General features: G+C 41.6%; 20 protein-coding genes. 14 read left to right on the forward strand and 6 right to left on the reverse strand.

Features of this window, described 5'->3' with window-relative positions:
- Window positions 1–220 precede the first annotated feature (220 nt).
- Both L3V38_RS10225 and L3V38_RS10230 read left to right on the forward strand, forming a co-directional pair.
- The gene (locus L3V38_RS10225; RefSeq protein WP_237119659.1) at window positions 221–1,534 is read left to right on the forward strand and encodes a Na+/H+ antiporter NhaC family protein; all 1,314 of its coding nucleotides are present in this window, start codon (window positions 221–223) and stop codon (window positions 1,532–1,534) included.
- 354 nt (window positions 1,535–1,888) lie between these two features.
- Window positions 1,889–2,671: a nucleoside-binding protein gene (locus tag L3V38_RS10230; RefSeq protein WP_130151428.1), complete on the forward strand. Its 783-nt coding sequence runs from the start codon at window positions 1,889–1,891 to the stop codon at window positions 2,669–2,671.
- A gap of 70 nt (window positions 2,672–2,741) precedes the next feature.
- Here the strand turns inward: L3V38_RS10230 and L3V38_RS10235 are convergent, their stop codons facing one another.
- On the reverse strand, window positions 2,742–3,539 hold the full coding sequence (locus L3V38_RS10235; protein WP_062570751.1) for a M48 family metallopeptidase: 798 nt from the start codon (window positions 3,537–3,539) through the stop codon (window positions 2,742–2,744).
- A gap of 194 nt (window positions 3,540–3,733) precedes the next feature.
- On the opposite strand from L3V38_RS10235, the gene L3V38_RS10240 reads away from it, so the two are divergent.
- Window positions 3,734–4,924 carry a Bcr/CflA family efflux MFS transporter gene (locus L3V38_RS10240; RefSeq protein ID WP_237119353.1) on the forward strand — a complete coding sequence of 397 codons (1,191 nt, stop codon included), beginning with the start codon at window positions 3,734–3,736 and terminating at the stop codon, window positions 4,922–4,924.
- Between the two features lie 89 nt (window positions 4,925–5,013).
- Here the strand turns inward: L3V38_RS10240 and grpE are convergent, their stop codons facing one another.
- Together grpE and L3V38_RS10250 are read right to left on the reverse strand one after the other, a co-directional pair.
- A complete protein-coding gene (gene grpE / locus L3V38_RS10245) occupies window positions 5,014–5,622 on the reverse strand; it encodes a nucleotide exchange factor GrpE (RefSeq protein WP_062570750.1) in 609 nt (202 codons plus the stop codon).
- A 58-nt stretch (window positions 5,623–5,680) separates the two neighbouring features.
- Entirely contained in the window at window positions 5,681–6,625 is a 945-nt protein-coding gene (locus L3V38_RS10250; RefSeq protein ID WP_237119354.1) for an HrcA family transcriptional regulator, read from the reverse strand.
- Window positions 6,626–6,747: 122 nt separating this feature from the next.
- On the opposite strand from L3V38_RS10250, the gene nadK reads away from it, so the two are divergent.
- The 4 genes from nadK to L3V38_RS10270 all read left to right on the forward strand — a co-directional run bounded on the left by nadK (window position 6,748) and on the right by L3V38_RS10270 (window position 10,485).
- On the forward strand, window positions 6,748–7,632 hold the full coding sequence (gene nadK / locus L3V38_RS10255; protein WP_237119355.1) for an NAD(+) kinase: 885 nt from the start codon (window positions 6,748–6,750) through the stop codon (window positions 7,630–7,632).
- Window positions 7,633–7,727: 95 nt separating this feature from the next.
- Window positions 7,728–8,285 carry a hypothetical protein gene (locus L3V38_RS10260; RefSeq protein WP_130151425.1) on the forward strand — a complete coding sequence of 186 codons (558 nt, stop codon included), beginning with the start codon at window positions 7,728–7,730 and terminating at the stop codon, window positions 8,283–8,285.
- A 73-nt stretch (window positions 8,286–8,358) separates the two neighbouring features.
- On the forward strand, window positions 8,359–10,032 hold the full coding sequence (gene recN / locus L3V38_RS10265) for a DNA repair protein RecN (RefSeq protein ID WP_237119356.1): 1,674 nt from the start codon (window positions 8,359–8,361) through the stop codon (window positions 10,030–10,032).
- A gap of 54 nt (window positions 10,033–10,086) precedes the next feature.
- Window positions 10,087–10,485: a hypothetical protein gene (locus tag L3V38_RS10270; protein ID WP_237119357.1), complete on the forward strand. Its 399-nt coding sequence runs from the start codon at window positions 10,087–10,089 to the stop codon at window positions 10,483–10,485.
- Between the two features lie 87 nt (window positions 10,486–10,572).
- On the opposite strand, the gene L3V38_RS10275 is transcribed toward L3V38_RS10270, so the two are convergent.
- Window positions 10,573–11,988 carry an FAD-dependent oxidoreductase gene (locus L3V38_RS10275; protein WP_062570744.1) on the reverse strand — a complete coding sequence of 472 codons (1,416 nt, stop codon included), beginning with the start codon at window positions 11,986–11,988 and terminating at the stop codon, window positions 10,573–10,575.
- 8 nt (window positions 11,989–11,996) lie between these two features.
- Window positions 11,997–16,454, reverse strand: coding sequence for a glutamate synthase large subunit (gene gltB, locus L3V38_RS10280; RefSeq protein WP_237119358.1), 4,458 nt, complete (start codon window positions 16,452–16,454; stop codon window positions 11,997–11,999).
- 680 nt (window positions 16,455–17,134) lie between these two features.
- On the opposite strand from gltB, the gene L3V38_RS10285 reads away from it, so the two are divergent.
- The 6 genes from L3V38_RS10285 (at window position 17,135) to L3V38_RS10310 (ending at window position 24,337) form a co-directional block, all read left to right on the forward strand.
- On the forward strand, window positions 17,135–18,388 hold the full coding sequence (locus tag L3V38_RS10285) for an HlyD family efflux transporter periplasmic adaptor subunit (RefSeq protein WP_237119359.1): 1,254 nt from the start codon (window positions 17,135–17,137) through the stop codon (window positions 18,386–18,388).
- A gap of 18 nt (window positions 18,389–18,406) precedes the next feature.
- The gene (locus L3V38_RS10290; RefSeq protein ID WP_062570741.1) at window positions 18,407–19,114 is read left to right on the forward strand and encodes an ABC transporter ATP-binding protein; all 708 of its coding nucleotides are present in this window, start codon (window positions 18,407–18,409) and stop codon (window positions 19,112–19,114) included.
- 2 nt (window positions 19,115–19,116) lie between these two features.
- Entirely contained in the window at window positions 19,117–20,430 is a 1,314-nt protein-coding gene (locus L3V38_RS10295) for an ABC transporter permease (RefSeq protein ID WP_130151419.1), read from the forward strand.
- Window positions 20,431–20,440: 10 nt separating this feature from the next.
- Complete coding sequence (locus L3V38_RS10300) at window positions 20,441–21,646, forward strand: FtsX-like permease family protein (RefSeq protein WP_130151418.1); 1,206 nt, start codon at window positions 20,441–20,443, stop codon at window positions 21,644–21,646.
- A gap of 79 nt (window positions 21,647–21,725) precedes the next feature.
- The gene (locus tag L3V38_RS10305) at window positions 21,726–23,054 is read left to right on the forward strand and encodes a sigma-54 dependent transcriptional regulator (RefSeq protein ID WP_237119360.1); all 1,329 of its coding nucleotides are present in this window, start codon (window positions 21,726–21,728) and stop codon (window positions 23,052–23,054) included.
- A complete protein-coding gene (locus tag L3V38_RS10310; RefSeq protein ID WP_237119361.1) occupies window positions 23,054–24,337 on the forward strand; it encodes an ATP-binding protein in 1,284 nt (427 codons plus the stop codon). Before L3V38_RS10305 ends, L3V38_RS10310 begins: the two co-directional genes overlap by 1 nt.
- 53 nt (window positions 24,338–24,390) lie before the next feature.
- On the opposite strand, the gene L3V38_RS10315 is transcribed toward L3V38_RS10310, so the two are convergent.
- Window positions 24,391–24,729 (reverse strand): Grx4 family monothiol glutaredoxin, encoded by a 339-nt coding sequence (locus L3V38_RS10315; RefSeq protein ID WP_062570736.1) that lies wholly within the window; start codon window positions 24,727–24,729, stop codon window positions 24,391–24,393.
- 260 nt (window positions 24,730–24,989) lie between these two features.
- On the opposite strand from L3V38_RS10315, the gene L3V38_RS10320 reads away from it, so the two are divergent.
- Window positions 24,990–25,571: a Fe-Mn family superoxide dismutase gene (locus L3V38_RS10320; RefSeq protein ID WP_036967613.1), complete on the forward strand. Its 582-nt coding sequence runs from the start codon at window positions 24,990–24,992 to the stop codon at window positions 25,569–25,571.
- Window positions 25,572–25,692: the final 121 nt, after the last annotated feature.

Consider the following 25,692-nt stretch of genomic DNA (forward strand, 5'->3'; position numbering starts at 1 on the left):
AAAAATACAGAGCTAATTTTAGATTTTATTGAATAACAACAATAATAACAGATAGTCTTTGCATTTAGCCATCTATACATTTAAACTTCTTCCTTTGCGCCGATTTGGTCTTTGGCTTGCGGGCGCTGTTGCAGCAGTATTGCCTTTTGGTAATGCGGGCAACTAAATACAGCTAAAAGAAGTCTTTGGCTGTGTTATTGGTTATCTAACGAGGAATATGATGCAGCCATCATTTAATAAAACAAAAGCAAAACTTTCTTTGCTGCCGCTTTTGGTGTTTGTCGGCTTATTTTTAGGCGCTGGCTTATACTTACAATCTCAAGGTGTCGATTACGCCTTCTATCAATTGCCTGCGCCTGTGGCAATTTTGCCAGCTATCATGCTGGCGTTTATCTTAAATAAAAATACCATCAACCACAGCGTTGAAACCTTTATAAAAGGTGCTGGCCATAGCAACATCATCACTATGTGTTTGATTTATCTACTTGCCGGTGCATTTTCTGCGGTTGCCGGTGCAACCGGTGGTGTTGATGCCGTTGTTAATGCAGGCTTATCACTTATTCCACCGGCTTTATTACTCCCTGGGTTATTTTTAATTGCTGCGGTTGTATCGACTGCGATGGGTACTTCAATGGGTACTATTGGAGCCATTGGCCCGATTGCTTATGCAGTTGCGCAAAAAACGGGGATTGATCCATCACTGATGGCAGGCACGATTGTATCGGGTGCCATGTTTGGTGATAACTTATCAATCATCTCTGACACAACCATTGCTGCAACCCGCACGCAAGGCTGTGAGATGAAAGATAAATTCCGTGAGAACTTAAAAATCGCCTTACCCGCAGCGGCATTAACTATTGGTTTGTTATTCTTCTTAACGCCTGCTGCAGAAGCGGTAGAGACGCAAGACTTCGATATTTTATTAGTGTTACCTTATGCCTTTATCTTAGTGCTCGCGGTAATGGGCTTTAATGTCTTTGTGGTGCTGTTTAGCGGTATTATTTTCGCTGCACTCATGGGCTTTACTGGCAGCTATGAAGGTGCAAGCTTTGTTAAAGATATCTATAAAGGCTTTACTGACATGCAGGAAATTTTCTTGCTGTCGATGTTTATCGGTGGTCTTTCTGAGTTTATCCGCATTAATGGTGGCCTTGATTACATTGCTAACAAAATTCAAGCAATCACTAAAATCATTGCAAAATGGCACCGTAAAGTTGCGGATCAATTAGGGATTGCAGCACTGGTTATGACCAGTAACTTATGTATCGCTAATAATACCGTGTCTATTATAGTTGCAGGCCCGATTGCTAAAAAATTAGCGGATGATGGTGAAATTACAGGAAAGCGTTCAGCAAGCTTACTTGATATTTTTGCTTGTGTTACGCAAGGCTCATTACCGTATGGCGCACAAGCGCTTTTACTCGGCGCGACTTTCAAAATTAGCCCGTGGGAAGTTTCTACCTCTTCTTACTACTGCTTTATTCTTGCTTTCACTGCGATAGCAGTAATTTGCTTACGCCGAAATAAAGCATAAGTTAAATAATTTTTCTCTCGATACGCCCAAATATGGGCGTATCTGCTATAATCTTCTTGTATATACCCAAACCACCTCAAAGTGCGAGTTTCAGTTGGAATTAAAAGCGATTTAGGCAAGGCATTGATTGCAAGTAATAGTGGTTCTATTGTTAAAATCAATAACGCAGTATAAATCGCTTTTAAACCAACCCTTTGGGCGCTTCACAGGCACTCACTCTCATCGTTGTTACTTCTTAAAAGGGACTGCCATTCTTGCAAAGTAACGCCTTGATATTAAGCACCTGTGAAACGCTGAATTCTGCATCTTGAGGTGGCTTGGGTATATAACCCTTTACACCATCAATATTGAGATATGAACTTGAAAAAGATCCTTTCTGTTGCTGCGCTTTGTGCAGTGAGTACTTCGAGCTATGCCGCTAATTGGAGCTCTACACAATTACACATTAATAACGGCGATCAAAAAAACCCGTTCACACTAGCCGAATCAAATACCACTGTGGTATCGCTACAGCATGCATCAGGCTATGACTATGGCGATAACTTCTTTTTTATCGACTACAGTGATGATGGCTTACAAGACGGCTATCAAGATAAAGATTTTTATGGTGAGTGGTATTCAACCTTCAGTTTATCAAAAATCTCTGGTAGTGATTTCTCATATGGCGCAATCAGTGATATGGGTTTAACGGCAGGTTTTAACGCTGCTGGCGACTCGAAAGTTCTTAAGTATTTACCCGGTGTAAAACTTAGCTGGCAAGCACCTGGGTTTAGTTTTTTATCGACTTTATTCACAGCGTATATTGATGACAGTGAAGGTGTAGCACGTGGTGGTGCACCGACTGAAACAAACAGCTGGATGATTGATGTTGCTTGGGGCTACCCATTCACTATCGGCTCACAAAAATTCAACGTAACGGGCCATGTTGAATACATTGCAGAGCGTGAAAATGAATTTGGCGAAGACGTTAAAGCGTGGATATTAGCACAGCCAATCATCACGTGGGATTTGGGTCATGCAATGAGCATGAAAGAAAACACCCTACTGCTGGGCCTTGAGTGGCAATACTGGCACAACAAGCTAGGTACAAATACAACTGAATCAGTCCCGCAGCTTCACGTTGAGTGGACGTTTTAATTAACTAGCAATTATAGAATAACAAAAGCCTGCTGTTATCATTCACAGCAGGCTTTTTTAATTATTTCGATTAAAGTTTACACTGAGGAGTTTTGCCTTTTGCTCTAGCCGTTTGTTGGGCTTTTAACGCATCTGGCATATGTTTTTGCAACTCTTTAATACGGTTACCAGGAGATGGGTGAGTCGACATAAACTCTGGTGTACCACTGCCCCCTGCTGCACTCATGTTTTGCCATAAAGATACCGACTGCTCAGGATTAAAGCCCGCTTCAGCCATTAAATCTAAGCCAACAATATCCGCCTCTGATTCATGTGAGCGACTAAATGGTAGTACCACACCGTATTGTGCTCCTAACCCTAAGGCTTGCATGATTTCACCTCGATACTGCACATTACCCATATCAAGTGCTGCGCCACCGACTTGCAGGCCCGTTTGTAAAAGAGAGTTTTGCGATACACGTTCATTTGAGTGCTCAGCGATAACGTGCGCGACTTCGTGGCCAAGTACCGTCGCTAATTGATCTTGATTAGTTGCGACTTTTAATAAACCGGTATGCACACCTATGTAACCCCCTGGTAATGCAAATGCATTTGCAGAGTCCTCTTCAAATACAACCACCTCCCATGATTGGTTAGCATATTCTTGAGGTAGCACCGCAATTACATCATTGGCAATACATTTCACGTAATTATTTACACGAGGATCGGAGTTAATCGGCTGTGTTTTTTTCATTTCTGCAAAGCTTGCTTGACCCATTTGACTCATTTGCTGGTCTGAATAAAGTGCAATTTGCGTACGTCCCGTTGGGGATGTTTTACAACCAGCTAAAATAGTCGTAGCGAGCACTGCCATAACTAACTTTTTCATACTAATCCTTCAAAATACTGAGAGTGGTGATAGTTTAATATACCAAAACCTTGCTTAATTTTATATGAAAATGAATAACTACCTAGGCAATTGTTATTTTTTAGTTAATTCTTTTACTTAGCAGGCAAACTAAGTTCACCCCTGCGTGCGACGCTGCTACAATAGTGACCTATTAAATGATTAATGAGTATGCAATGCCTTCCCCTGACTCGATAAATAAACGCATTTTATTACCTTTACTCGCAAGTATTGTTGCTATTACACCACTGGCGATTGATTTGTATTTACCTGCAATGCTTGTAATTGCTAACGATTTACAGACCACGATGCCAAACGTGCAGATATCTCTGAGTATCTATTTAGCAGGCTATGCTTTAGGTATGTTATTTTTTGGGCCTATTGCAGATGAGTTAGGCAGGCGGCTACTTGCAAAAGTGGGGTTAGTGCTATTTGGAATAACATCATTGGCCTTAGCTTTTTGTGATGATATTGAGTTATTTTGGACGCTCAGAGCCATACAAGCATTTACAGGTGCAGCTGCAACAGTGGTTGTTCCTGGTATTATTCGCCATATCTACCGTGAGCATACAGCCAAAGGTATGTCGTATGTTTCAATGATCATGATGGTTGCACCACTCATTGCACCAACCTTGGGTTCTTTGATCATGGGAATTTCAACATGGCAAGTGATATTTATTGCTTTAGCATCATACAGCTTTGCGATTTTAGCCTTAGTACAAATATACTTAATAGATATCCCTATTTTTAAAAGTCAACAACGTGGTTTTGCACTATTTTTTAATAGTTATAAAACCGTGTTTTCACGTAAAAGTGCATTAGCAGATATTGCCAGCTCAATGTTTGCTTCGTTTGCGTTCTTCTGCTTTTTAACATCAGTGCCTTATATCTACCTCGACTTTTTTAAAGTTGATGAGCAGCTATTCGGTGTGTTGTTTGCGTTTAATGTCTTGGCATTAATGTTTGGTAACTTTATGAATACTCGTTTGGTACCACGCTTAGGTTCTCGAAAGTTGTTATTTATCGGCCTTGGCATTGGTTTTGTTTCTGGTGGGGCATTGCTGTTATTCAGTGTGATGCATTTATCACTTTACTTTATCGTTGCGGCAATAGCGCCACTAATGATGAGTTTAGGTATTGTAGCAAGTAATGCAGACTCGTTAATATTGATGCAATTTGAGGAAAAGTCAGGTACAGCAACGGCGGTGATTGGTACACTTCGGTTTGGCAGTGGTGCTTTAGTCGGCCCTATCCTTGCGTTTGTTCATCCACAAAGTGCCATTCCATTTTCTGCGATGATGTTCAGTGCACTGATACTTATCTTACTCGTACAGCTGTGGCACAGAAAACAATACCAATCGACTTAAATATTTAATCATCCTAGCAGCTAAATGGTTGGTAACTTACCAAAAAAAATGCCTGTGATTAACAGGCATTTTTTATATATTTTTAAAGCTTATTCAGCTTCTTTCGATACCATTACCATCGCAGGGCGAAGTAAACGACCGTTTAGTGTGTAACCTTTTTGCATCACAGCTAATACCGTATTAGGTGCTACATCGTTACTTGGCTGAATTGACATAGCTTGGTGGAACTCTGGGTTAAATTGCTCGCCCTGTGGGTTTACAATTTCGACACCAAACTTAGCAACTGCGTCATTAAAGCTCTTAACTGTCATCTCAATGCCTTCAAGTACAGGCTTAAGCTCTTCATTTTCTTTATCAGAAAATTCAATTGCACGTTCTAAGTTATCAATCACTGGAAGTAACTCATTAGCGAACTTCTCTAGTGCAAATTTATGCGCTTTTTCTACATCTTGAGCAGCGCGACGACGCATGTTCTCAACGTCTGCGGCAGCACGTACAACACTGTCTTTTTGATCATTAATAGTCTGTTTTGCAGCTTCAAGTTCACTATGCAGTAATGCAATTTCTGCTTCAGGGCTCATTTCTTCGCCTTCCATTTGCTCTGCTGCTTCTACAGCTGCATCAACGTCCGCTTGCATCTGTTCAAATTCTTCGTTTAATTCAACTTCTTGCTCTGGTGATTTTGTCTGCTCTGACATAGCTTAAATGCTCCAATTCTTTACAACTGCGGTAATTATGGGGATAGAATCAAAAGATTCAAGAGGCACGTGACCCGATTGACTTAAATTCTTGGATGATTGCTTCAATTTGTGCTGATTTTGGACAAATAACACAAAATCTGCTTTGATATTGTTGGTTGTTAAAGTATGGCACACTCAATACCATTAACTCATCACAATCAGTGAAAGGTAATTGCTCGGTATTTAATACCGATAAGCCATTTCTAAACGCCAGCTTATCTTCAACATAGTTCAAAAACGAGACCCCGATATTTAAGCTCGTTTGGCAATCAACTTGACGATATAAGTAGTTTTCCCCAACCACGATGCTGTTATCAGAACCGAGCTTCTGACTCAACTCTCGTGTCCACTGCGTTAAAGAATCATGGCAATTGTGGGGAGCGGTATTAGCCATCGCTTGCATACGATACAAACCTTCCATAAGCGTTTGTTGACTAAACACCGTATTCAACCAAGTAGCAAACTGATAGCGAACCGTATCGCTGGCATCTTGTGGTTTAGAAATGCAAATATTGTTACTTTGTCCTGCACGGTCTATCAGTAGAATAAGCCAATTAGAGCCGTCAAAATCTAACACTTCAACTCGAAACACTAACTGCGAACTTACCTGAGGTAAGCCAACACAACAACATACCTTGTAACGCTGACTTAAACCATGTGCAAGCTCAACTAATTGAGCTTGTTCAGGCTGCCAATAAGCTGCCACTTCTGACAATGCAAAAAACTCCGACAACCAGTAATCGAAGCCCGCATTCGTTGGCACCCGCCCTGCCGATGTGTGAGGAGAATAAAGTAACCCTTCTTTTTCAAGTCTCGACATTGCATTTCGTATCGTTGCAGAACACACTGCCATGCCTTTTTGTTTTGCAATGCGCGTAGATGCTACCGGTTGGCCTTCACCATTACAGTAGAGGCTCATCACAGCTGAAAAAATTTGTTGGTCTCGAGGGTTTAATTTCATAAATTCATACATCTTATCTCTTGCAAGTTAATATCTGGGCATAGCATGTTTATTTCAAGGTATTTTCAAAGCTTTAATTTTTAATGTACTCTATCGGCATGACATCGCTAAGTGCACACAATATGGATTCACCGTTCAAAACCATCGGCTTAATCGGCAAGCCCAACCACTCAGGTGCGGCCAACACATTACAACGTCTTCATACTTTTTTGCTCGCATTAGGTTTTGAAGTCCTTGTTGAACAACGTACAGGAAGACAACTTGAGGATGTGCCCAGTGAGCAATTAGTAAAGCTAGTCGATTTAGGCGAACGTGCGGATTTAGCCATTGTAGTAGGTGGTGATGGAAATATGCTGGGTGCGGCAAGAGTTTTAGCACGCTTTGATGTTGCTGTTATTGGCGTTAACCGTGGTAATTTAGGCTTTCTAACAGACCTCAACCCAGAAGGCTTTGAAGCCAGCTTAGAACACGTTCTTAGTGGGCAATATATTGAAGAAAAACGCTTTCTGCTAGAAGTAGAAGTGTATCGCCACGCTGAGTTAAAAAGCGCAAATTCAGCCGTAAACGAAGCGGTGCTTCATGCTGATAAAGTCGCTCATATGATCGAGTTTGAGGCCTTTATTAATAACGATTTCGTTTTTTCACAGCGTTCAGATGGTTTAATAGTCTCAACACCCACAGGCTCAACAGCTTATTCATTATCTGGCGGTGGGCCAATTTTAACCCCTGAGCTGAACGCAATATCACTTGTGCCTATGTTTCCTCATACTCTTTCAAGTCGCCCTTTAGTTGTTGAAGCCGATAACGAAGTTCGCCTGAAACTGAGCCTTGAAAACACCGACAGTTTACAAGTTAGTTGTGACAGTCATGTGGTGCTTGCAGTATTACCTGGTGATGAAGTGGTGATAAAAAAAGCAGATAAACGTTTACGGCTAATCCACCCTAAAGACTATTCTTACTACAATGTTCTGAGAAAAAAACTGAATTGGGGAAGTCGGTTATTTTAAAACACATTTTTTGCTTTAAATAATTGCCAAGTCAAATTGATTAGCGCAAAATATTCAGACTTAAAGCTGTAATTATTTAAGGAATCTAATCCGAAATGGGCTATATCGTTTTTCTTGCTCTACTGTTGCTGATCACCTTGCTAGGTTGTTACTGGATCATCGAAAGTAATCGTCAAAAAGCAATCGAAGCAGAAAAAAAGCGCTTCAATCAACGCGTAAAAGAAATCAACAATGACTTCAAAATCAAATTAATTGAATTTAGTGAAGCCAAGCTCATTCGCCCTAAAAATATAGGCAGCTTACATCAAATAACAAGTAACTATTTCGTCGTGCAAGCACATAATGAAGAAAATTTAAATCAACTCGAATATATCAGTGATTTATTTATCAATACGGTCATTGCAGAGGCAAGTCGCTTACAAAGTGAAGCTGAACATGACCAACTTGCAGACCGTTTGCAATATTTTATGGCGCAACTGCCTCGTAATGGTATCGAGTTTAATAAAACCTTTTATCAAGAAACATTCCCTTCATTGGTTGAGACTATCAAGTTCTATCCTTCTATCGAATCAATTGATGATCACCAGCAAAGTATTGCCCCCCAAGAGATTGAAGATTTAAACCAACAAGAACAGCTCACAGAATTAACCTAAAATACAAATTTAGTTTGCAAAACCCAAAAACACTGTATAAATTAACAGTTAATTAGCTGGATGGATAAACAGTATGTTAATTGGGTTAGAAATTAAAAACTTTGCCATTGTGAGTAGTTTAAGTACGGAATGGCATCATGGTATGACAGCCATTACCGGTGAAACAGGTGCCGGTAAATCAATTGCAATAGATGCACTCTCATTGTGTTTAGGTGAACGAGCCGATGCAACAGCCGTTCGCCCTGGCACTGACCGTGCAGAAATTTGTGCGCAGTTTGATATTTCAACGCTTCCTTTAGCGCAGCAATTCTTAGAGCATCATTTGTTATCGAATGCTGAAGGCGAATGTCTGTTACGTCGTGTGATTTGCAAAAATGGTCGTAGTAAAAGCTACATCAATGGCAGCACAGTGACTGCTGCACAACTCAAAGAGCTTGGCCAGTACTTAATATCGATTCATGGCCAACATGCCCACCAGCATCTATTAAAATCTGATCATCAACTGCATTTACTTGATGCGTATGCTGGTCACACGACATTGCTTGCTGATGTTAAAGAGCGCTATAAAGCCTACCAAGCATTATTAAAAGAGTTTAATCAGCTTGAGCAACAACAACAGCAGCAAGCTGCGCAAAAGCAGTTACTCGAGTATCAAGTTGCCGAATTAGATGAGTTTGCTTTACTACCTGGTGAGTTTGAAGAAATAGAAGTCGAGCATCACAAATTAAGCCACAGCCAAACTATTTTAGAATCATGCCAACGTGAATTGCAGCATTTATATGAAGCTGATGAGCAAAGTGCATGCTCACTGCTACAACACAGTGCCCAGCAATTTACTGAGCTTGCTGGGTATGATGAGAGCCTCTCAGGTATCGCCACGCTTTTAAATGAAGCCGCAGTGCAAGTCGAAGAAGCTAGCCGAGAGATCCGTGGTTATGTTGACATGACAGATCTAGACCCTGCCCGTTTAGACGATGTAGAAACTCGCTTAACTGGCATCATGGACCTGGCGCGTAAGCATCACATTAAACCTGAAGAACTTGTTGAGTTTCATCAATCAATCGCAGAAGAATTAGCATCAATTAGCTATAACAGCGACCGCCTTGGCGCACTTGAAAGCGAAATTAGCGACGCGCTTGAACAATACAGGCAAGCGGCTCAATTATTAAGTGAAAGTCGCCATCGTTACGCTGATACGCTTAATCAGCTAATTAGCGATAGCATGGCTAATCTATCAATGGAAAATGGCAAGTTTGCGATTGATATACAACAAACACCCGACAAATCACCTAGCGCAATGGGTTTTGACACAGTCTCGTTTTTGGTATCGACTAACCCTGGTCAACCTTTACAAGCCCTATCAAAAGTTGCATCCGGTGGTGAGTTATCGCGTATTAGCTTAGCTATTCAAGTTATTATTGCAGAGCGCGTGACCACGCCAACTTTAATTTTTGATGAAGTGGATGTGGGTATTTCAGGCCCGACAGCATCCGCCGTAGGAAAGCTGCTTCGCCAACTTGGGAAATCAACTCAAGTTATATGCGTTACACATTTACCTCAAGTTGCCAGCTCTGGGCATCAACAGTTTTTTGTTGCCAAAGAAATTGCTCATGGCGAAACCTTTACACAAATGAATACACTATCAAAAGATGGCCGTATAGACGAAATTGCACGTCTACTTGGGGGCGATAATATTAGCAAAACAGCAAGAGCAAATGCGAAAGAGTTAATAAGCGCACATGCATAATTTGTTAAGAGAAGTAATGGGCGCTTAAGCGCTCATAAATTGGACATTAAAATAATGATATTTCGCAAATTAGCTTTATTTGTGACAGCTTCAATAGCGATGACATCAACCCCAGTAAGTGCATCACAATCTATGGATACAGCAAGCCCTTTTATATCTGTTTGGCTGTATTTAGTCGAAGCATTAGTGATTGCTTTGCCTATTGTTGCTTTACTTTTACTGGTATTTAGTCGCTGGAAACACTTAAGATTTAAATTACAGCTACAATCTGTTCTAAATGTGTCTGCTTTTTTGATGATCGCATTGGGTGGTATTTTAGGCTACTTTAGCCAAGCATTATCGACCATGATTTGGTTGTTTATGGGTAGCCACCTTATTGTAGTTGGTACAGCCTATTTACTTCTAAAACGTCATAAAATGAAAGTAAGGAATGCCTTGATTGGATGTTGGTAATGACCAATAGCGTAATAAATAAAACAACTAGCCTAAAGTAAAAAAGCAAGCTGAGCGCTTGCTTTTTTACTAACCAAGAGAGTCTAATTAAACCTCTAGGTAATCCATAATACCTTCAGCAGCATTACGGCCTTCAAATATGGCAGTCACGACTAAGTCTGAGCCTCGTACGATGTCACCACCAGCAAATATTTTCGGATTGGTTGTTTGATGCGTAAACTCACCTTTTTCTGGTGCATTAATGCCGCCCCAATGGTTTATTTCAACACCATAAGGTTCTAACCAGTCCATTTTATGAGGTTTAAAACCAAACGCCATGAGCACTTTGGTGGCTTCAATAACATGTTCAGAACCGGCAACCTCTTCAGCACGACGACGACCATTTTCATCCGGCTCACCAAGTTGTGTTTTTACCATCTTAACGCCAGCGACTTTACCATGCTCGTCTACAACAATACCTTTAGGTTGAACGTTAAAGGTAAACTCAACGCCCTCTTCACGGGCATTTTTAACTTCGCGTTTTGAACCTGGCATATTTTCTTCATCACGACGATACGCACAGGTTACTTTCGTTGCGCCTTGACGGATTGATGTTCTAACACAGTCCATTGCAGTATCACCGCCACCAAGCACGACTACTTTTTCGTTAGCCATATCAATGTAGGCTTGCTTATCCTCAGCATAACCCATAACACGATTTGTGTTACCGATTAAGAAAGGCAATGCATCAAACACACCATCGGCGTCTTCGTTCTCAAAACCTGCTCGCATACTTTGATAAGTACCTACGCCTAAAAACACGGCATCATATTCTGCCAATATTTCATCAAGGGTAATATCAACACCCACTTCAGTATTTAGCTTAAACTCAACACCCATTTCAGTGAAAATTTCGCGACGCTTTTGCATCACTTCTTTTTCAAGTTTGAATGAAGGAATACCGAATGTAAGTAAACCACCAATTTCAGGGTGACGATCAAACACCACAGGTTTTACACCGTTACGTACTAAAATATCTGCACAACCTAAGCCTGCTGGGCCTGCACCAATGATAGCCACTTTTTTGTCAGACCAAACAACATACGACATATCTGGTTTCCAGCCCATCTTAAAGGCCGTATCAGTGATGTACTTTTCGATATTACCGATAGTAACAGCACCAAATTCTTCATCAAGTGTGCATGAGCCCTCACATAAGCGGTCTTGTGGACAAACTCGGCCACACACCTCCGGTAAACTATTGGTTCGATGAGAAAGCTCAGCTGCTTCTAAAATACGACCGGTACGAATTAACTTTAACCATTGTGGAATATAGTTATGGACTGGGCATTTCCATTCACAATAAGGGTTACCACAATCTAAACAACGGTCCGCCTGTGAGTTAACTTGAGTCTCAGAGAACGGCTCGTAGATTTCTACGAAAGATTGCTTACGTGCTGAAATTGGCTTTTTACGCGGATCAACACGTTGTACATCGATAAACTGGTATACATTTTCGCTCATACTACCCCCTATTGAGCCTGAACACGAAGCTCTGCGCTGCTGCGCGCTCGGTGTCCGAGTAAACTTTTTACATCACTAGATTTTGGCTTAACCAATTTAAACATCGGCATGTATAAATCAAAGTTAGCTAAAATCTGCTCAGCGCGGTTTGAGCCAGTCAGCTCTAAATGTTCAGCAATGAGACCGCGTAAATGCTCTTGATGAGATGCCAAGCCCTCAAGCGTAACAATTTCAACAAGCTCTGGGTTAATGCGTTTTTCAAAGTCTTTGCCTTCATCAAGAATATAGGCAAAGCCACCTGTCATACCTGCACCAAAGTTGATACCCACTTTGCCAAGTACGCACACAACACCACCAGTCATATATTCACAGCCGTTATCACCCACACCTTCTACAACCGCTTGCACGCCTGAATTACGAACAGCAAAACGTTCACCTGCAGAGCCAGCAGCAAATAACTTACCGCCTGTTGCTCCATATAAACAGGTATTACCTGCAATCGTGGCCTTATGGCTTTCAAACGATGAACCGAGCGGCGGACGAATTACCAGCTTACCGCCAGCCATGCCCTTACCAACATAGTCATTGGCATCACCAACTAGGGTCATTTCAAGACCACCGGCATTCCATACACCGAATGATTGACCCGCGGTACCATGAAGCTCAATAGAAACAGGATCAGCAGCCATGCCTTGGTTGCCATGTTTTGAGGCTATATAGCCTGATAACATCGCGCCTACAGAACGGTCGGTATTACAAATACGGCTTACCAATGAGGTGCCCGATTTTTCGTCAATTGCTTGTTTTGCTTTTTCAAGCAAGGTTTCATTTAGCTGACCTAGGTAGTGTGAGCTATTTGGCACACTACAATACAAGGTTTCACCTGTTGGGTTGTTTGGCACAGCAATCACAGACGACAAATCCACTTTCTTTTGTTTCTCTGTCTTGCCCTCAATCGCTTCAAGTAAATCCAAACGACCAATTAAATCAGTTAAGCGTGTTACACCTAAGCTTGCCATGATTTGACGTGCTTCTTGGGCAATAAACTTGAAGTAGTTCATCGCCATTTCAGGCAGACCATGATAATGCTTTTGACGCAGTGTATCGTCTTGCGTTGCAACACCGGTCGCACAGTTGTTTAAATGACAAATACGCAGATATTTACAACCAAGAGCCACCATAGGACCCGTACCAAAGCCAAAGCTTTCAGCACCTAAAATAGCAGCTTTAATGATGTCTAGACCCGTTTTAAGACCACCATCGGTTTGTAAACGAATACGGTGACGTAAGCCATTTTCTACTAGCGCTTGTTGAGTTTCAGCAAGGCCAAGTTCCCATGGGCTACCTGCATATTTCACCGAAGTAAGCGGGCTTGCACCGGTACCACCGTCATAACCTGCAATCGTGATTAAATCGGCATACGCTTTGGCAACACCCGTTGCAATCGTCCCAACTCCTGGTTCAGACACTAGTTTCACCGAAATCAGTGCATCTGGGTTGACTTGTTTTAAATCGAAAATTAGCTGAGCTAAATCTTCAATCGAGTAAATATCGTGATGCGGCGGTGGCGAAATCAATGTCACGCCTGGCACAGAGTAACGTAACTTTGCAATATACGGCGTTACTTTTTCTCCCGGTAATTGACCACCCTCACCAGGTTTTGCACCTTGCGCGACTTTAATCTGAATTACATCAGCACTGCGTAAGTAATGTGGTGTTACACCAAAACGACCTGAAGCAACTTGTTTAATACGCGAGTTTTTCTCTGTACCGTAACGAAGTTTATCTTCACCACCTTCACCAGAGTTTGAACAACCACCTAAACGGTTCATCGCAATCGCTAGCGCTTCATGCGCTTCTGGCGATAGCGCACCAATACTCATCGCTGCTGAGTCAAAACGCTTGTATAGCTCAGTTGCAGGTTCCACGTCATCAATACTAATACCTGCATCTGGCACTTTTACTGCCAACATGTCACGTAAGTTGGTGATCGGACGATTATTTACTAAATCAGCATAGGCAACATAATCACTGTATTCACCAGAGCGCACTGCTTTTTGTAGTGTTTGAATAACATCTGGGTTATACGCATGATACTCACCACCGTGAACATATTTTAGTAAGCCGCCATGACTTAATAATTTACGTTTACTAAAGGCTAACTTATGAAGCTTGCGTTGATCGTCATCAAAATCAGTAAAACACGCCCCTTTAATGCGACTTGCCACACCATTAAAACAGGTTTCGACGATAGCCTCAGACAAACCAACGGCTTCAAACAACATTGAGCAGCGATAAGATGCAACAGTGCTAATACCCATTTTCGACATGATTTTATAAAGACCCTTGTTTATCGCATTACGATACGCAAGCGTTACTTCGCAATAAGTCTTATTAATCACCTTACTATCACTCATAGCAACCAGTGACTCATAAGCAAGGTATGGGTAAATTGCTGTTGCACCAAAGCCGAGTAATACAGCGAATTGATGCGCATCGCGAACACTACCTGATTCAATGATAATGTTTGATTCACAGCGCAAATTATTATCAACTAAACGTTTTTGAATAGAGCCTACCGCCATCGCAGCAGGAATAGGCAACTGTGTTTCGCTGAAGTTACGGTCGCTTAACACTAACATCACACAACCAGCAGCTGCTTTCTCTTGCGCTTCGTCACAAATACGTGTGATGGCGCTTTCAAGCCCTTCTTCTACTGTGTAAGTGATATCAATTTTGCAGTAGCTGTAATATTTATCATCAGCATTAAGTAACTGCTGCATATCTGCATACATCAGGATTGGTGTATCAAACTGCAAACGCTTAGCGTGACCTGTGGTTTCGTTAAATACGTTTTGCTCACTGCCTATACAGGTAGCTAATGACATAACGTGATTTTCACGAAGTGGATCAATCGGTGGATTCGTTACTTGCGCAAACTTTTGTCTGAAGTAATCAAATAATGAGCGATGACCTTCTGAAAGTACGGCAAATGGTGTGTCATCACCCATTGAGCCTGTCGCTTCTTGACCATTTTCACCCATCACACGAATAACACTATCAAGCTCTTCGTTGGTGAAACCAAACATCTTTTGATATTTAAGCAATGTTTCGTCATCAAATGAGCGATTACCCGCATCTTTTTCAGAGAGCTGCTCGAACGGTGTTAAACGCTTAACATTTGCTTCGAGCCATGCTTTGTATGGGTGACGTGATTTAAGGTCCTGGTCAATTTCATCTGAATGCCAAATTTTACCTTGATGAGTATCAATAACTAACAGCTCACCAGGGCCAACACGACCTTTTTCAACGACTTCGTCTGGTGCATAGTCCCAAATACCCACTTCTGAGGCGAGTGTTATAAAACCATCTTGGGTGATCACATAACGCGCTGGACGTAAGCCGTTACGGTCAAGGTTACAGGCTGCAAAACGGCCATCAGACATAACAATACCAGCAGGGCCATCCCATGGTTCCATATGCATTGAGTTAAAGTCGTAGAATGCGCGTAGATCTTCATCCATAGCACGGTTTTTTTGCCATGCTGGCGGCACAAGCATACGCATTGCACGGAATAAATCCATGCCACCCGCTAAGAACAGCTCAAGCATATTGTCTAAGCTTGAAGAGTCAGAACCACTTTCGTTAACGAATGGTGCAGCTGATTGCAAATCAGGGATAAGTGGTGAGGCAAACTTATACGCACGGGCACGGGCCCACTGGCGGTTACCTTGAATAGTATTAATCTCACCATTGTGTGCTAAATAACGAAATGGCTGCGCTAATGGCCAACGAGGTTGTGTATTAGTAGAAAAACGTTGATGGAATACACAAATCGCACTGGTCATGCGAATGTCAGCTAAATCTAAATAAAAGTTAGGTAAGTCAACAGGCATCATCAAGCCTTTATAGACAGTTACCAAACCAGATAAGCTGGCAATATAAAAATGTTCATCATTTTCGAGACGCTTTTCAGCACGACGACGCGCAACGTATAAACGGCGTTCTAAATCTTTTGGACGCCAGCCTTCTGGGGCGCTAACAAAAATTTGTTCAAAGCCTGGTAGTTGTTTTTTTGCAATTGGCCCTAAACATGACGCATCAGTTGGTACTACGCGCCAGCCTTGAATGCTCAAGGTTTCTTTTTCGAGTTCTTCACTCAACACATCTTTAGCTGTTTGCGCAAGTACAGGATCGGCATTTAAAAATACCATGCCTACGGCGTAGTTCTTTCCTAGATGCCAGTCATGTTCGCTAGCAATAGCACGAAAGAAACTATCAGGCTTTTGCATTAATAAACCACAACCATCACCGGTTTTACCATCGGCAGAAATACCGCCACGGTGCTCCATGCGATCAAGCCCTGTGATTGCTGTTCGGATCAAGCGGTGACTCGCTTGCCCATTGACTTGGGCTATCAAGCCAAAGCCACAATTATCTTTTTCTAATTTTGAGTCGTATAACATAGACCCCTCCCCTTGCTACAACGACCAGCCCTTTAGTCTCTTGTGACAGGGCTAGCAGACGAACAAAACTATCGCCAAATAATCTCTGAGTCAATAGAGTTTTGAATACATATTCATATTCATGAATATTTCTCATTTAAATGTACTTAGTAAATTCTATGCTAATTTTTTACATTTAGACGTATTTTCACCGTTATTTTTTTATGACACTGGTGTCATATTTAACAACTTGTAAAAGAAAAATTTCAAAAACCACTCTTTACGTTAACGTAAACTGACAAGTAAAATGAATAAATATTCACTTTTTGAATGATAATGCAGAATTTAGATATCACCTACTCACATAAACCAGACTCGCTGAGCACTTGCTGTAACTCTTTCGATAGCTATTTACGCTTACCCCCTTAAAAGCTTTCTCTTTACGCGCACGTAAACCCACTTTTTAAAAAGTGTCCGCTGCGGACACTTTTTCTGTCCGCGGACATTGAAATAACATCAACAAGATAAATAACCCCTTATAAATCAATAGAATAAAAGTTGGCATGTTGTTGGTATATAAGATCACATCAGCAGATTTAAGGACAGGACATGTTCACTTTTAGTTTATTTATTGCATCGCCACTCACCATGCTAGTAGTGGGTTTCATGATTATGTTAGTTGAAAACATTAAGGAACTATGATGATAAAAGATACCAGTGCTCAGGATATCTCGGTGACAAAGAAGAATAACTTTGCAAAACCAGTTGCACTAATTGTCGGTGCATTATTAATTGGCTCGGTTGGTATAGGCAGTATCTTTGCGGACACCGAAGGCAGTATTTCCGTTGAAAAAGCAAGCCTACAAATCAGCAAAGTAACTCAGCAACCTCTCATTAGAGATGTCGCCGCCAGTGGCAAAATCGTTGCTGCAAATGCGCCCAAAGTATACAGCCCTGAACGCGGCTTTGTGGATTTGAAAGTAAAAGCAGGTGACAGCGTAAAAAAAGATGACATCATCGCAATTGTAAAAAGCCCTGAGCTAACAAATGAGCTAAAACAGCAACAATCTGTACTTGCAAGGCTTGATGGTGAGCTTCAACGCAAGCAACTTGAAGCACGTAGACAAAAATTAAGCTTAACGAAAGCGCTCGACCTTGCTCAGGTCGAACTTAATGCTGCTGACCGTGAAAACCGTCGTGCCCAATTATCTATAAAGAAAAACTTAATAAGCCAAATTGATTTAGAAAAAGCAGTCGATGATTTAGCAAGAGCAAAACTTTCTTATAAACATGCTGAGCAAGAGGTTGCGCTTGCTAAAGATACCCTTGCCTTTGAGTTAAAAGCCGCAGAGCGAGATCTAGCAAGACAGCAGCTTATCGTTGATGATTTATTTCGCCAAGTGAATGACCTAACTATCATAGCCAGTGTGAGCGGCATCGTGGGGAATTTACTTGTGCAACAAAAAGAGGCCGTAACTCAAAGTCAGCCATTAATGACTTTGGTGGACTTAAGTAACTTTGAAGCAGAGCTTCAAGTGCCAGAAAGTTATGCCAATGAATTAGGTTTAGGGATGCAAGTCGAACTAACGCTCGGTGCTCGTCATGTGACGGGAACATTGTCAGCAATATCTCCGGAAGTAAACAACCGCGAAGTGACAACACGAGTGCGATTTGATGATGAACTGGTTGGAATTCGCCAAAATCAGCGTCTCACAGCCCGCATTCTCTTAGAAAATCGCGACAATGTTTTACAAGTAAAGCGCGGCGCCTTTTTACAACAAGGTGGGACGCGTGCTTATCGAATCGATGGTGATATGGCTTACTTAATCGATATTAAAACAGGCGCTAGCAGCATTAACGCCGTGGAGCTCTTAGAAGGCGTTCAAGCTGGCGATCAATTAATCATCTCTAACTACGACCGTTATAAACAAGCACCGGTACTCGTTTTACGTTAACAACAAGGAATTATAATTATGCTTAAAATGAATAACATCAACAAAGTGTATCAAACTGAAATGGTACAAACTCATGCACTTCGTGATTTTAACCTACAAGTAGATGAGGGTGAATTTATTGCAGTGACAGGCCCAAGCGGCTCAGGTAAAACCACTTTTTTAAACATTGCAGGAATGCTAGAGCCATTTAATGAGGGCCAATATCTATTAGACGGTATTGATGTCGGTAAACTCAATGACAATCAGCGTGCCGACCTTCGTAATCAAAAAATAGGTTTTATTTTCCAAGGTTTCAACCTCATCCCTGACTTGAACCTATACGAAAATATTGAAGTACCACTTCGTTACCGTGGAATTAAAGCTGCCGAGCGTAAACGTCGAATTGAGCAATGTTTAGAGCAAGTTGGTCTAGCGTCACGTGCTAAACATCTCCCTCAACAGCTCTCTGGCGGACAACAGCAACGTGTAGCTATTGCTAGAGCCCTTGCTGGTGAACCTCGTTTTTTACTTGCCGATGAGCCAACGGGTAACCTTGATAGCTTAATGGCTCGCCAAGTAATGGAATTGCTTGAACAAATAAATCGTGATGGCGCAACTATTGTGATGGTTACTCACGATCCTGAACTTGCTCGCAGAGCACCTCGAAACATTCAGGTCGTTGATGGTCAACTCGCAGACCTAACCTTGTATCAAGGCACTCAAAACTTAAAAGCTGCTGGGGTGTAGTCATGTTCCTTCATTATTTAGATTTAAGCTGGCGTAGCTTTAAGCGCACGCCATTAGTGAGCTTTTTAATGGTGCTAGCCATTGCTATTGGTATTGGTGTCACGATGACAAGCCTATCTGTTTATCACATGATGTCGGCGGATCCGATCCCTGAAAAAAGCAGCCAACTTTACAGCGTACAGCTTCAAATTATGGATGATGGCAGCACTTGGTGGACTAAGGACAACCTACCCTTACAATTGACCTACCAAGACGCTGTGAATTTGAATAAAGCGGATGCAGGTGGCAAACGTGTCACTATGGTACGCACTGGCTTTTCGGTTTATTTAGACTCAGACAAAATAAAACCTTTTATTGGCCAAGCTCGCCTCACTACACCTGACTTTTTCGATATGTTTAATTTGTCATTTCTATATGGAGGTGTTTGGAGCGAGCAACAAGAGGCAAATGCTGCACCCGTTGTCGTGATCAGCAAAGAACTTAATGACAAATTATTTGCTGGCGAAAATTCGATTGGAAAAATTATCTACCTTGACGATGCCAGTTACGAGGTGGTGGGTGTTATTGATGATTGGGATATTACAACTAAGTATTACGATTTAAATAACGGCTCATTCAATAAAACAGAGCAACTATTCCTCCCTTTTAGCCTTATGAAAGCGCGTCAGCTGGAAAACTGGGGTAACACAAATGGATGGAAACACGAAAAAACCAATACATTCAACGATAAGTTAAATTCAGAATTAGTGTGGCTGCAATTTTGGGTTGAACTTAAAACGCCTGAGGAAAAACAAGCTTACCAAGATTTCTTGATGGCTTACATGCAAGAACAACAAAAGCTAGGTCGCTTCAATCGTGAGCAACTAGAGGCCAAACTACGGGACGTGAATGAGTGGATGCAGTACAACAATGTAGTCAGTGAAGATAATGAGATTCTTGTTGGTCTTAGCTTTATGTTTTTGGCTGTATGCCTTGCGAACATTCTTGGTTTACTGCTTGCTAAATTTTTACGAAGAGCTTCAGAGGTGGGTGTACGAAGAGCCCTTGGCGCGAGTAAACGACAAATTTTTTACCAGCACATCGTCGAAGTAGCCATGCTAGGGTTTTTAGGCGGCATTTTTGGGATCATTCTTGCTCAAGTTGGCTTGTTAGGTGTGCGCCAAAGCTATAGCTATTATAAAAGTCTAGCAACCATGGATTTAAGCATGCTCTTGAGTGCTCCTGTTATAGCCATTAGTACCTGTGTTATTGCTGGACTTTACCCTGCTTGGCTGGTGTGCAAAACCAACCCTGCTATTTACCTGAAGAGCCAATAAGGAAAGTAACATGTTTGAAATTAAACCTATTTTTAACGCCTTATGCCGCTCAAAGGTTGGCGCAGTCTTATTACTTATACAAATTGCCATTACCACAGCAATTGTCAGTAATGCTGCATTTATTATCCAAGACAGAATTAGCTATTTAAGCCAAGAAACCGGTTACCCTGAAGAAGATATCTTGGTATTTCATGTAATGATGTTTGGTCAAGACGTATCACTGTCTCAACAGTATGAACTTGATGAAGCCATGCTTCGCCAAATACCTGGCGTAGTCGATGCTGCGTATTCAAGTAATACACCGCTTTCAGGCAGTGGCTCATCGTCTGACTTTAGCTTAAAGCCAGCGCCTGAAGAGAGTAAATCAGCCCGTACTTCTTACATGTTTATCGATGAACATGGCATCAATACTTATGGTGTGAAACTCATTGCTGGGCGCAACTACACCGAAGACGAAGTGATTGTCACTGACAATTACGATGAGCTTTCAAAGGTCACTGTTGTGACAAAAACTCTACTCGATGAGCTGTTCCCTGATGGCAACGGCCTTGGGCAAACCATTTATTTTGGTGATATCCCAATGAAAATCATCGGCGTGATTGATTTAATGAAAGGCCCATGGCTTAAAGATAGCCGCCCTGATAATGTCGCATTACTCCCTTTTATTAAAGCCGGTAGTAATGCACGATTTGTAGTAAGAACTGAACCAGGCCAACGTCAATCTGTAATGAACCGAGTTGAAGAGGCCATGTTAAAAAACTACAACAAACGTGTTATTTCTCGCATTCGTGGCCTTGATGAAGACAAAGAGCAATATATGGCAGAAGATACGTTAATGATGCGTATGCTGATTGTACTTATTACTATCTTAGTCTTGGTGACTGCCCTGGGTATTTTTGGCCTGACGCTATTCAATATTAGCAAGCGTACAAAGCAAATTGGTACTCGCCGTGCACTAGGTGCAAGAAAATCTGCCATCATCAGCTACTTCTTAGTTGAAAACGCCATGATTTGTAGTGTTGGTTTAGTCATTGGCATCATTGCTGCTGTTTATTTAGGGCAGCTACTTATGCAGCATTTTTCTATTGCACAACTAGAGATTAGTTATGTACTTGGTACTGCTTTGTGTGTGTTTGTTATGAGCTTATTGGCTGTACTTGCTCCAGCAAAACGTGCGGCGAACATCTCACCGAGCATTGCAACCCGAACAATTTAGTTCTCCCAACCTATGCTACACTGGATTAACAGTGTAGCATTTACCTTGCACCTGATTAGGAAAAAACTAAAACAATAATATGGAAAAAATACTTATCGTTGATGATAACCCTGCTATCTTAGATGCGTTGTCATTATTACTCGAAATTCATAATTTTGAGGTTGTTACAGCAAGCAACCCTTTTGAGGCAACTCAGGCTGTACAGTACCAGCGTATTGCACTTGTTATTCAAGACATGAACTTTACCGCCGACACAACCTCAGGCGAAGAAGGCAAAGAACTCTTTTATGCCTTACGAGAGATTAATCCTCATTTACCGATCATTTTAATCACCGCTTGGACAGAGCTTTCAACGGCCGTTGAACTCGTCAAAGCAGGTGCTGCTGATTATTTACCAAAACCATGGGACGATACAAAGCTGCTTACCTGTGTAAATAATCTGATAGAACTGGGTAAGGCAAAACAACAAAACGAAACCTTTGCCCGCCACCAGCAAGAACGTGAAGCATCTGTACATAATGCCAATTTAGTTGGCCTAGTTTATAAAAGTACGGCCATGGAGCATATCGTCAATCTTGCCATTCAGGTTGCTAAGTCGGATATTTCGGTGTTGATCACAGGCCCTAACGGCAGTGGTAAAGAGCGGATTGCACAAATAATTCAAGCCAATTCATTATTAACGGATGCACCTTTTATCACTGTGAATGCAGGAGCCCTACCAAGCGAACTTATTGAAGCTGAGCTATTTGGTGCAGAAGCTGGCGCCTATACCGGCATTACTAAACAACGTATTGGTCGTTTTGAAGCGGCCGACGGTGGCACCTTATTTTTAGACGAAATTGGTAACTTGCCGCTATCGGGGCAAATGAAACTATTACGCATTTTACAAACCGGCGAATTTGAACGTTTAGGTTCAACACAAACCCGTAAAGTGAATGTTAGGGTTATTTCAGCAACCAATGAAGATTTAAGCCACGCCATTAAAACAGGTCAATTTCGTGAAGACCTCTACTACCGCTTAAATGTGATTGAGTTAAATTTACCACGCTTAGCTGATCGCCCAGATGACATTTTAGCCTTGGTTGCACACTTTTTACCAGAGCGCATGCTGTCACTTAGTACTGAAAAAGCCCTTCTCGCCCATAGCTGGCCTGGTAATGTGCGTGAACTTGAAAACGCTTGTAAGCGTGCTGCAGTATTAAAACCAACGGACATCATTGAACTTGCCGATTTTGGCTTACAAGTTGAAAAAGAAAATACCGTAAAGAGCAAAGCGGAGCCAACAAAACAAGACATTGAACTAGCGATGCGAGAATACCAAGGTGTAATTGCTAAGGTAGCACGCCATTTTGGTCTTAGCAGACAGGCTCTGTACCGTAGACTTGATAAATTTAAGATAGAATATTGATGCTCCGCTATAAAATTATTGCTTTATGCATTATGGCAGCGGTTCTACCGCTACTGGCCACTAGCTACTTTTTGGCTATACCTTGGGCAAATATAGTACTGGCTTCTTTACTTTGTGCTTGTATATCAGGCTTTCTTGCTTATAAGTTGAGTGCGCCACTGGTCAATGGCATGGCCGCCCTTGAAACTGGCTTGCTGAATTTTAAAGATGGCGAACTTGCTTCATTACTTGCATATAACGGCAAGGACGAATTAGGCAATTTATGCCACCTTTATAATCAAACCGCCAAACAACTTCGCCAAGAAAAGCAATGGATTTACCAACGCGAATTAATGCTCGATAAAGTATTACAAAGCTCGCCGCAAGCGGTATTGCTCGTAAACGACCAAGACTTTATTGTATACAGCAACCACAGCGCACGCAGCCTATTTGAAAAACAATCAGCACTTGAAGGTTTAACACTTAAAAGCTTGCTTACGCACAGCTCTGAGCAACTTACACGCGCCGTCAACAAAGGTATTGATGGGTTATTCACTTTAGATAGAGCTGAGCAAGAATCACAAACTTGGCATATGGCTACCGGCCGATTATTACTAAACAACCAATTTCACCAACTACTTGTCTTTAAGCAGTTAACGAGAGAGCTCAGTCGTCAAGAGGTCGAAGTGTGGAAAAAGGTCATCCGCATTATTAGCCATGAACTTAATAACTCGCTTGGTCCTATGTCATCCATGCTACATAGTGCTCAACTACTCACTAAAGAAGTTGATGAGCCACGTTTAAAACGAGTGTTTACAACAATAGAAGATCGTATCAAGCACTTAAATGAATTTGTACAAGGTTATGGTAAATTTGCCAAACTGCCCACCCCGCAATTAATCACAATAAATTGGACTAACTTAATTGAGCAATTAAAAAATCAGTGGCAGGTCAATGTGATTCTTAATGATGATGTATCAACTCAGGCCGATCATACACAACTGGAACAACTGCTGATAAATCTGTTAAAAAATGCCCATGAGTCAGGCTCAACCCCAGAAGATGTCAGTTTAACGGTACAACAAGAAACAAGCGGCACCCACATCACAGTAAGCGATAAAGGCAAAGGCATGAGTGAAGCCGTAATGGCAAATGCACTTATTCCCTTTTACTCAACCAAAGCAACAGGCAGTGGCCTAGGTTTAGCACTTTGCAGAGAAATAGTAGAGGCACACCACGGGCAAATTAGCTTACACAACCGTGAGCAAGGTGGTTTGAGCGTGCATGTTTTGCTGCCTGCTTAATAAAATTGCTATAAAAAAGCCGCAATTGCGGCTTCTTTCTACACTAAATACGGTTATTCAGCGTCTTCTTCTTTGTACTTTGCAGCAGTTTCTGCAATCAGTGGTTGTAATTCACCACGCTGAAACATCTCAATGATAATATCACAACCACCGATAAGCTCACCTTCAACCCAAAGCTGTGGGAAGGTTGGCCAGTTAGCGTATGCAGGTAACTCTGCACGGATATCAGGGTTTAGTAAGATGTCGACGTAAGCAAACGGTTCACCACACGACATTAATGCTTGTGATGCTTGAGAAGAAAAACCACAGTTAGGTAATTTTGGTGATCCTTTCATATACAAAAGGATTGGATTTTCAGAAATTTGCTGTTTAATTTTATCGATGGTTTCCATTTACAACCTCAAAATACATTGGCTTACTACATTGGCCTTGAAAAAGATTCACTGTGGCCTCAGATATATTACTTAGAATGGCAAACACAGCCACAATTTTAAATAGTCGTAGCAAGAGCATTGCTGTTTGCTAAAACTTGAGTAAAATACTCAACAATTATAGTAACACTATAATACCACTTGGTATAGGTGAGTACGCTGTTTAGCTTGCTATTACCTATAACTAGGTGGACTATCAACCAAGAAGATGGAGATAAAAAATGGCATTTGAACTACCGTCACTACCATACGCAATCGATGCATTAGAGCCACATATTTCAAAAGAAACTCTAGAGTTTCACCACGGTAAACACCACAACACGTATGTTGTAAAACTAAATGGCCTGATCCCAGGCACAGAATTCGAAAATAAATCTCTAGAAGAAATCGTATGTTCTTCAGAAGGTGGTGTATTTAACAATGCTGCACAAATCTGGAACCACACTTTCTACTGGAACAGCCTATCTCCAAACGGCGGTGGTGAGCCTACTGGCGCTATCGCTGATGCTATCAACGCTAAATGGGGTTCTTTCGAAGCATTCAAAGATGCATTAAACGACAAAGCTGTAAACAACTTTGGTTCAAGCTGGACTTGGTTAGTTAAACTAGCTGACGGCACACTTGATATCGTAAACACATCAAATGCTGCAACTCCGTTAACTGATGAAGGTGTAACACCAATCCTTACTGTGGATCTGTGGGAACACGCTTATTACATCGATTACCGTAACGTTCGTCCAGATTACTTAAAAGGTTTCTGGGCACTAGTTAACTGGGACTTCGCGAACGCTAACTTCGCTTAATCTTCTGTTACTAACAGTAATCAAAAAAGGCGCTTCGGCGTCTTTTTTATTGCTATTGCACGCCCCTTCTAAGCCGCAGCCAAGCCCTCACTCAAAAAGCCTAATCAAGATGAGCTTTTTT

It is taken from the genome of Pseudoalteromonas sp. L1 (assembly GCF_021728095.1).
GTDB lineage: Bacteria > Pseudomonadota > Gammaproteobacteria > Enterobacterales > Alteromonadaceae > Pseudoalteromonas.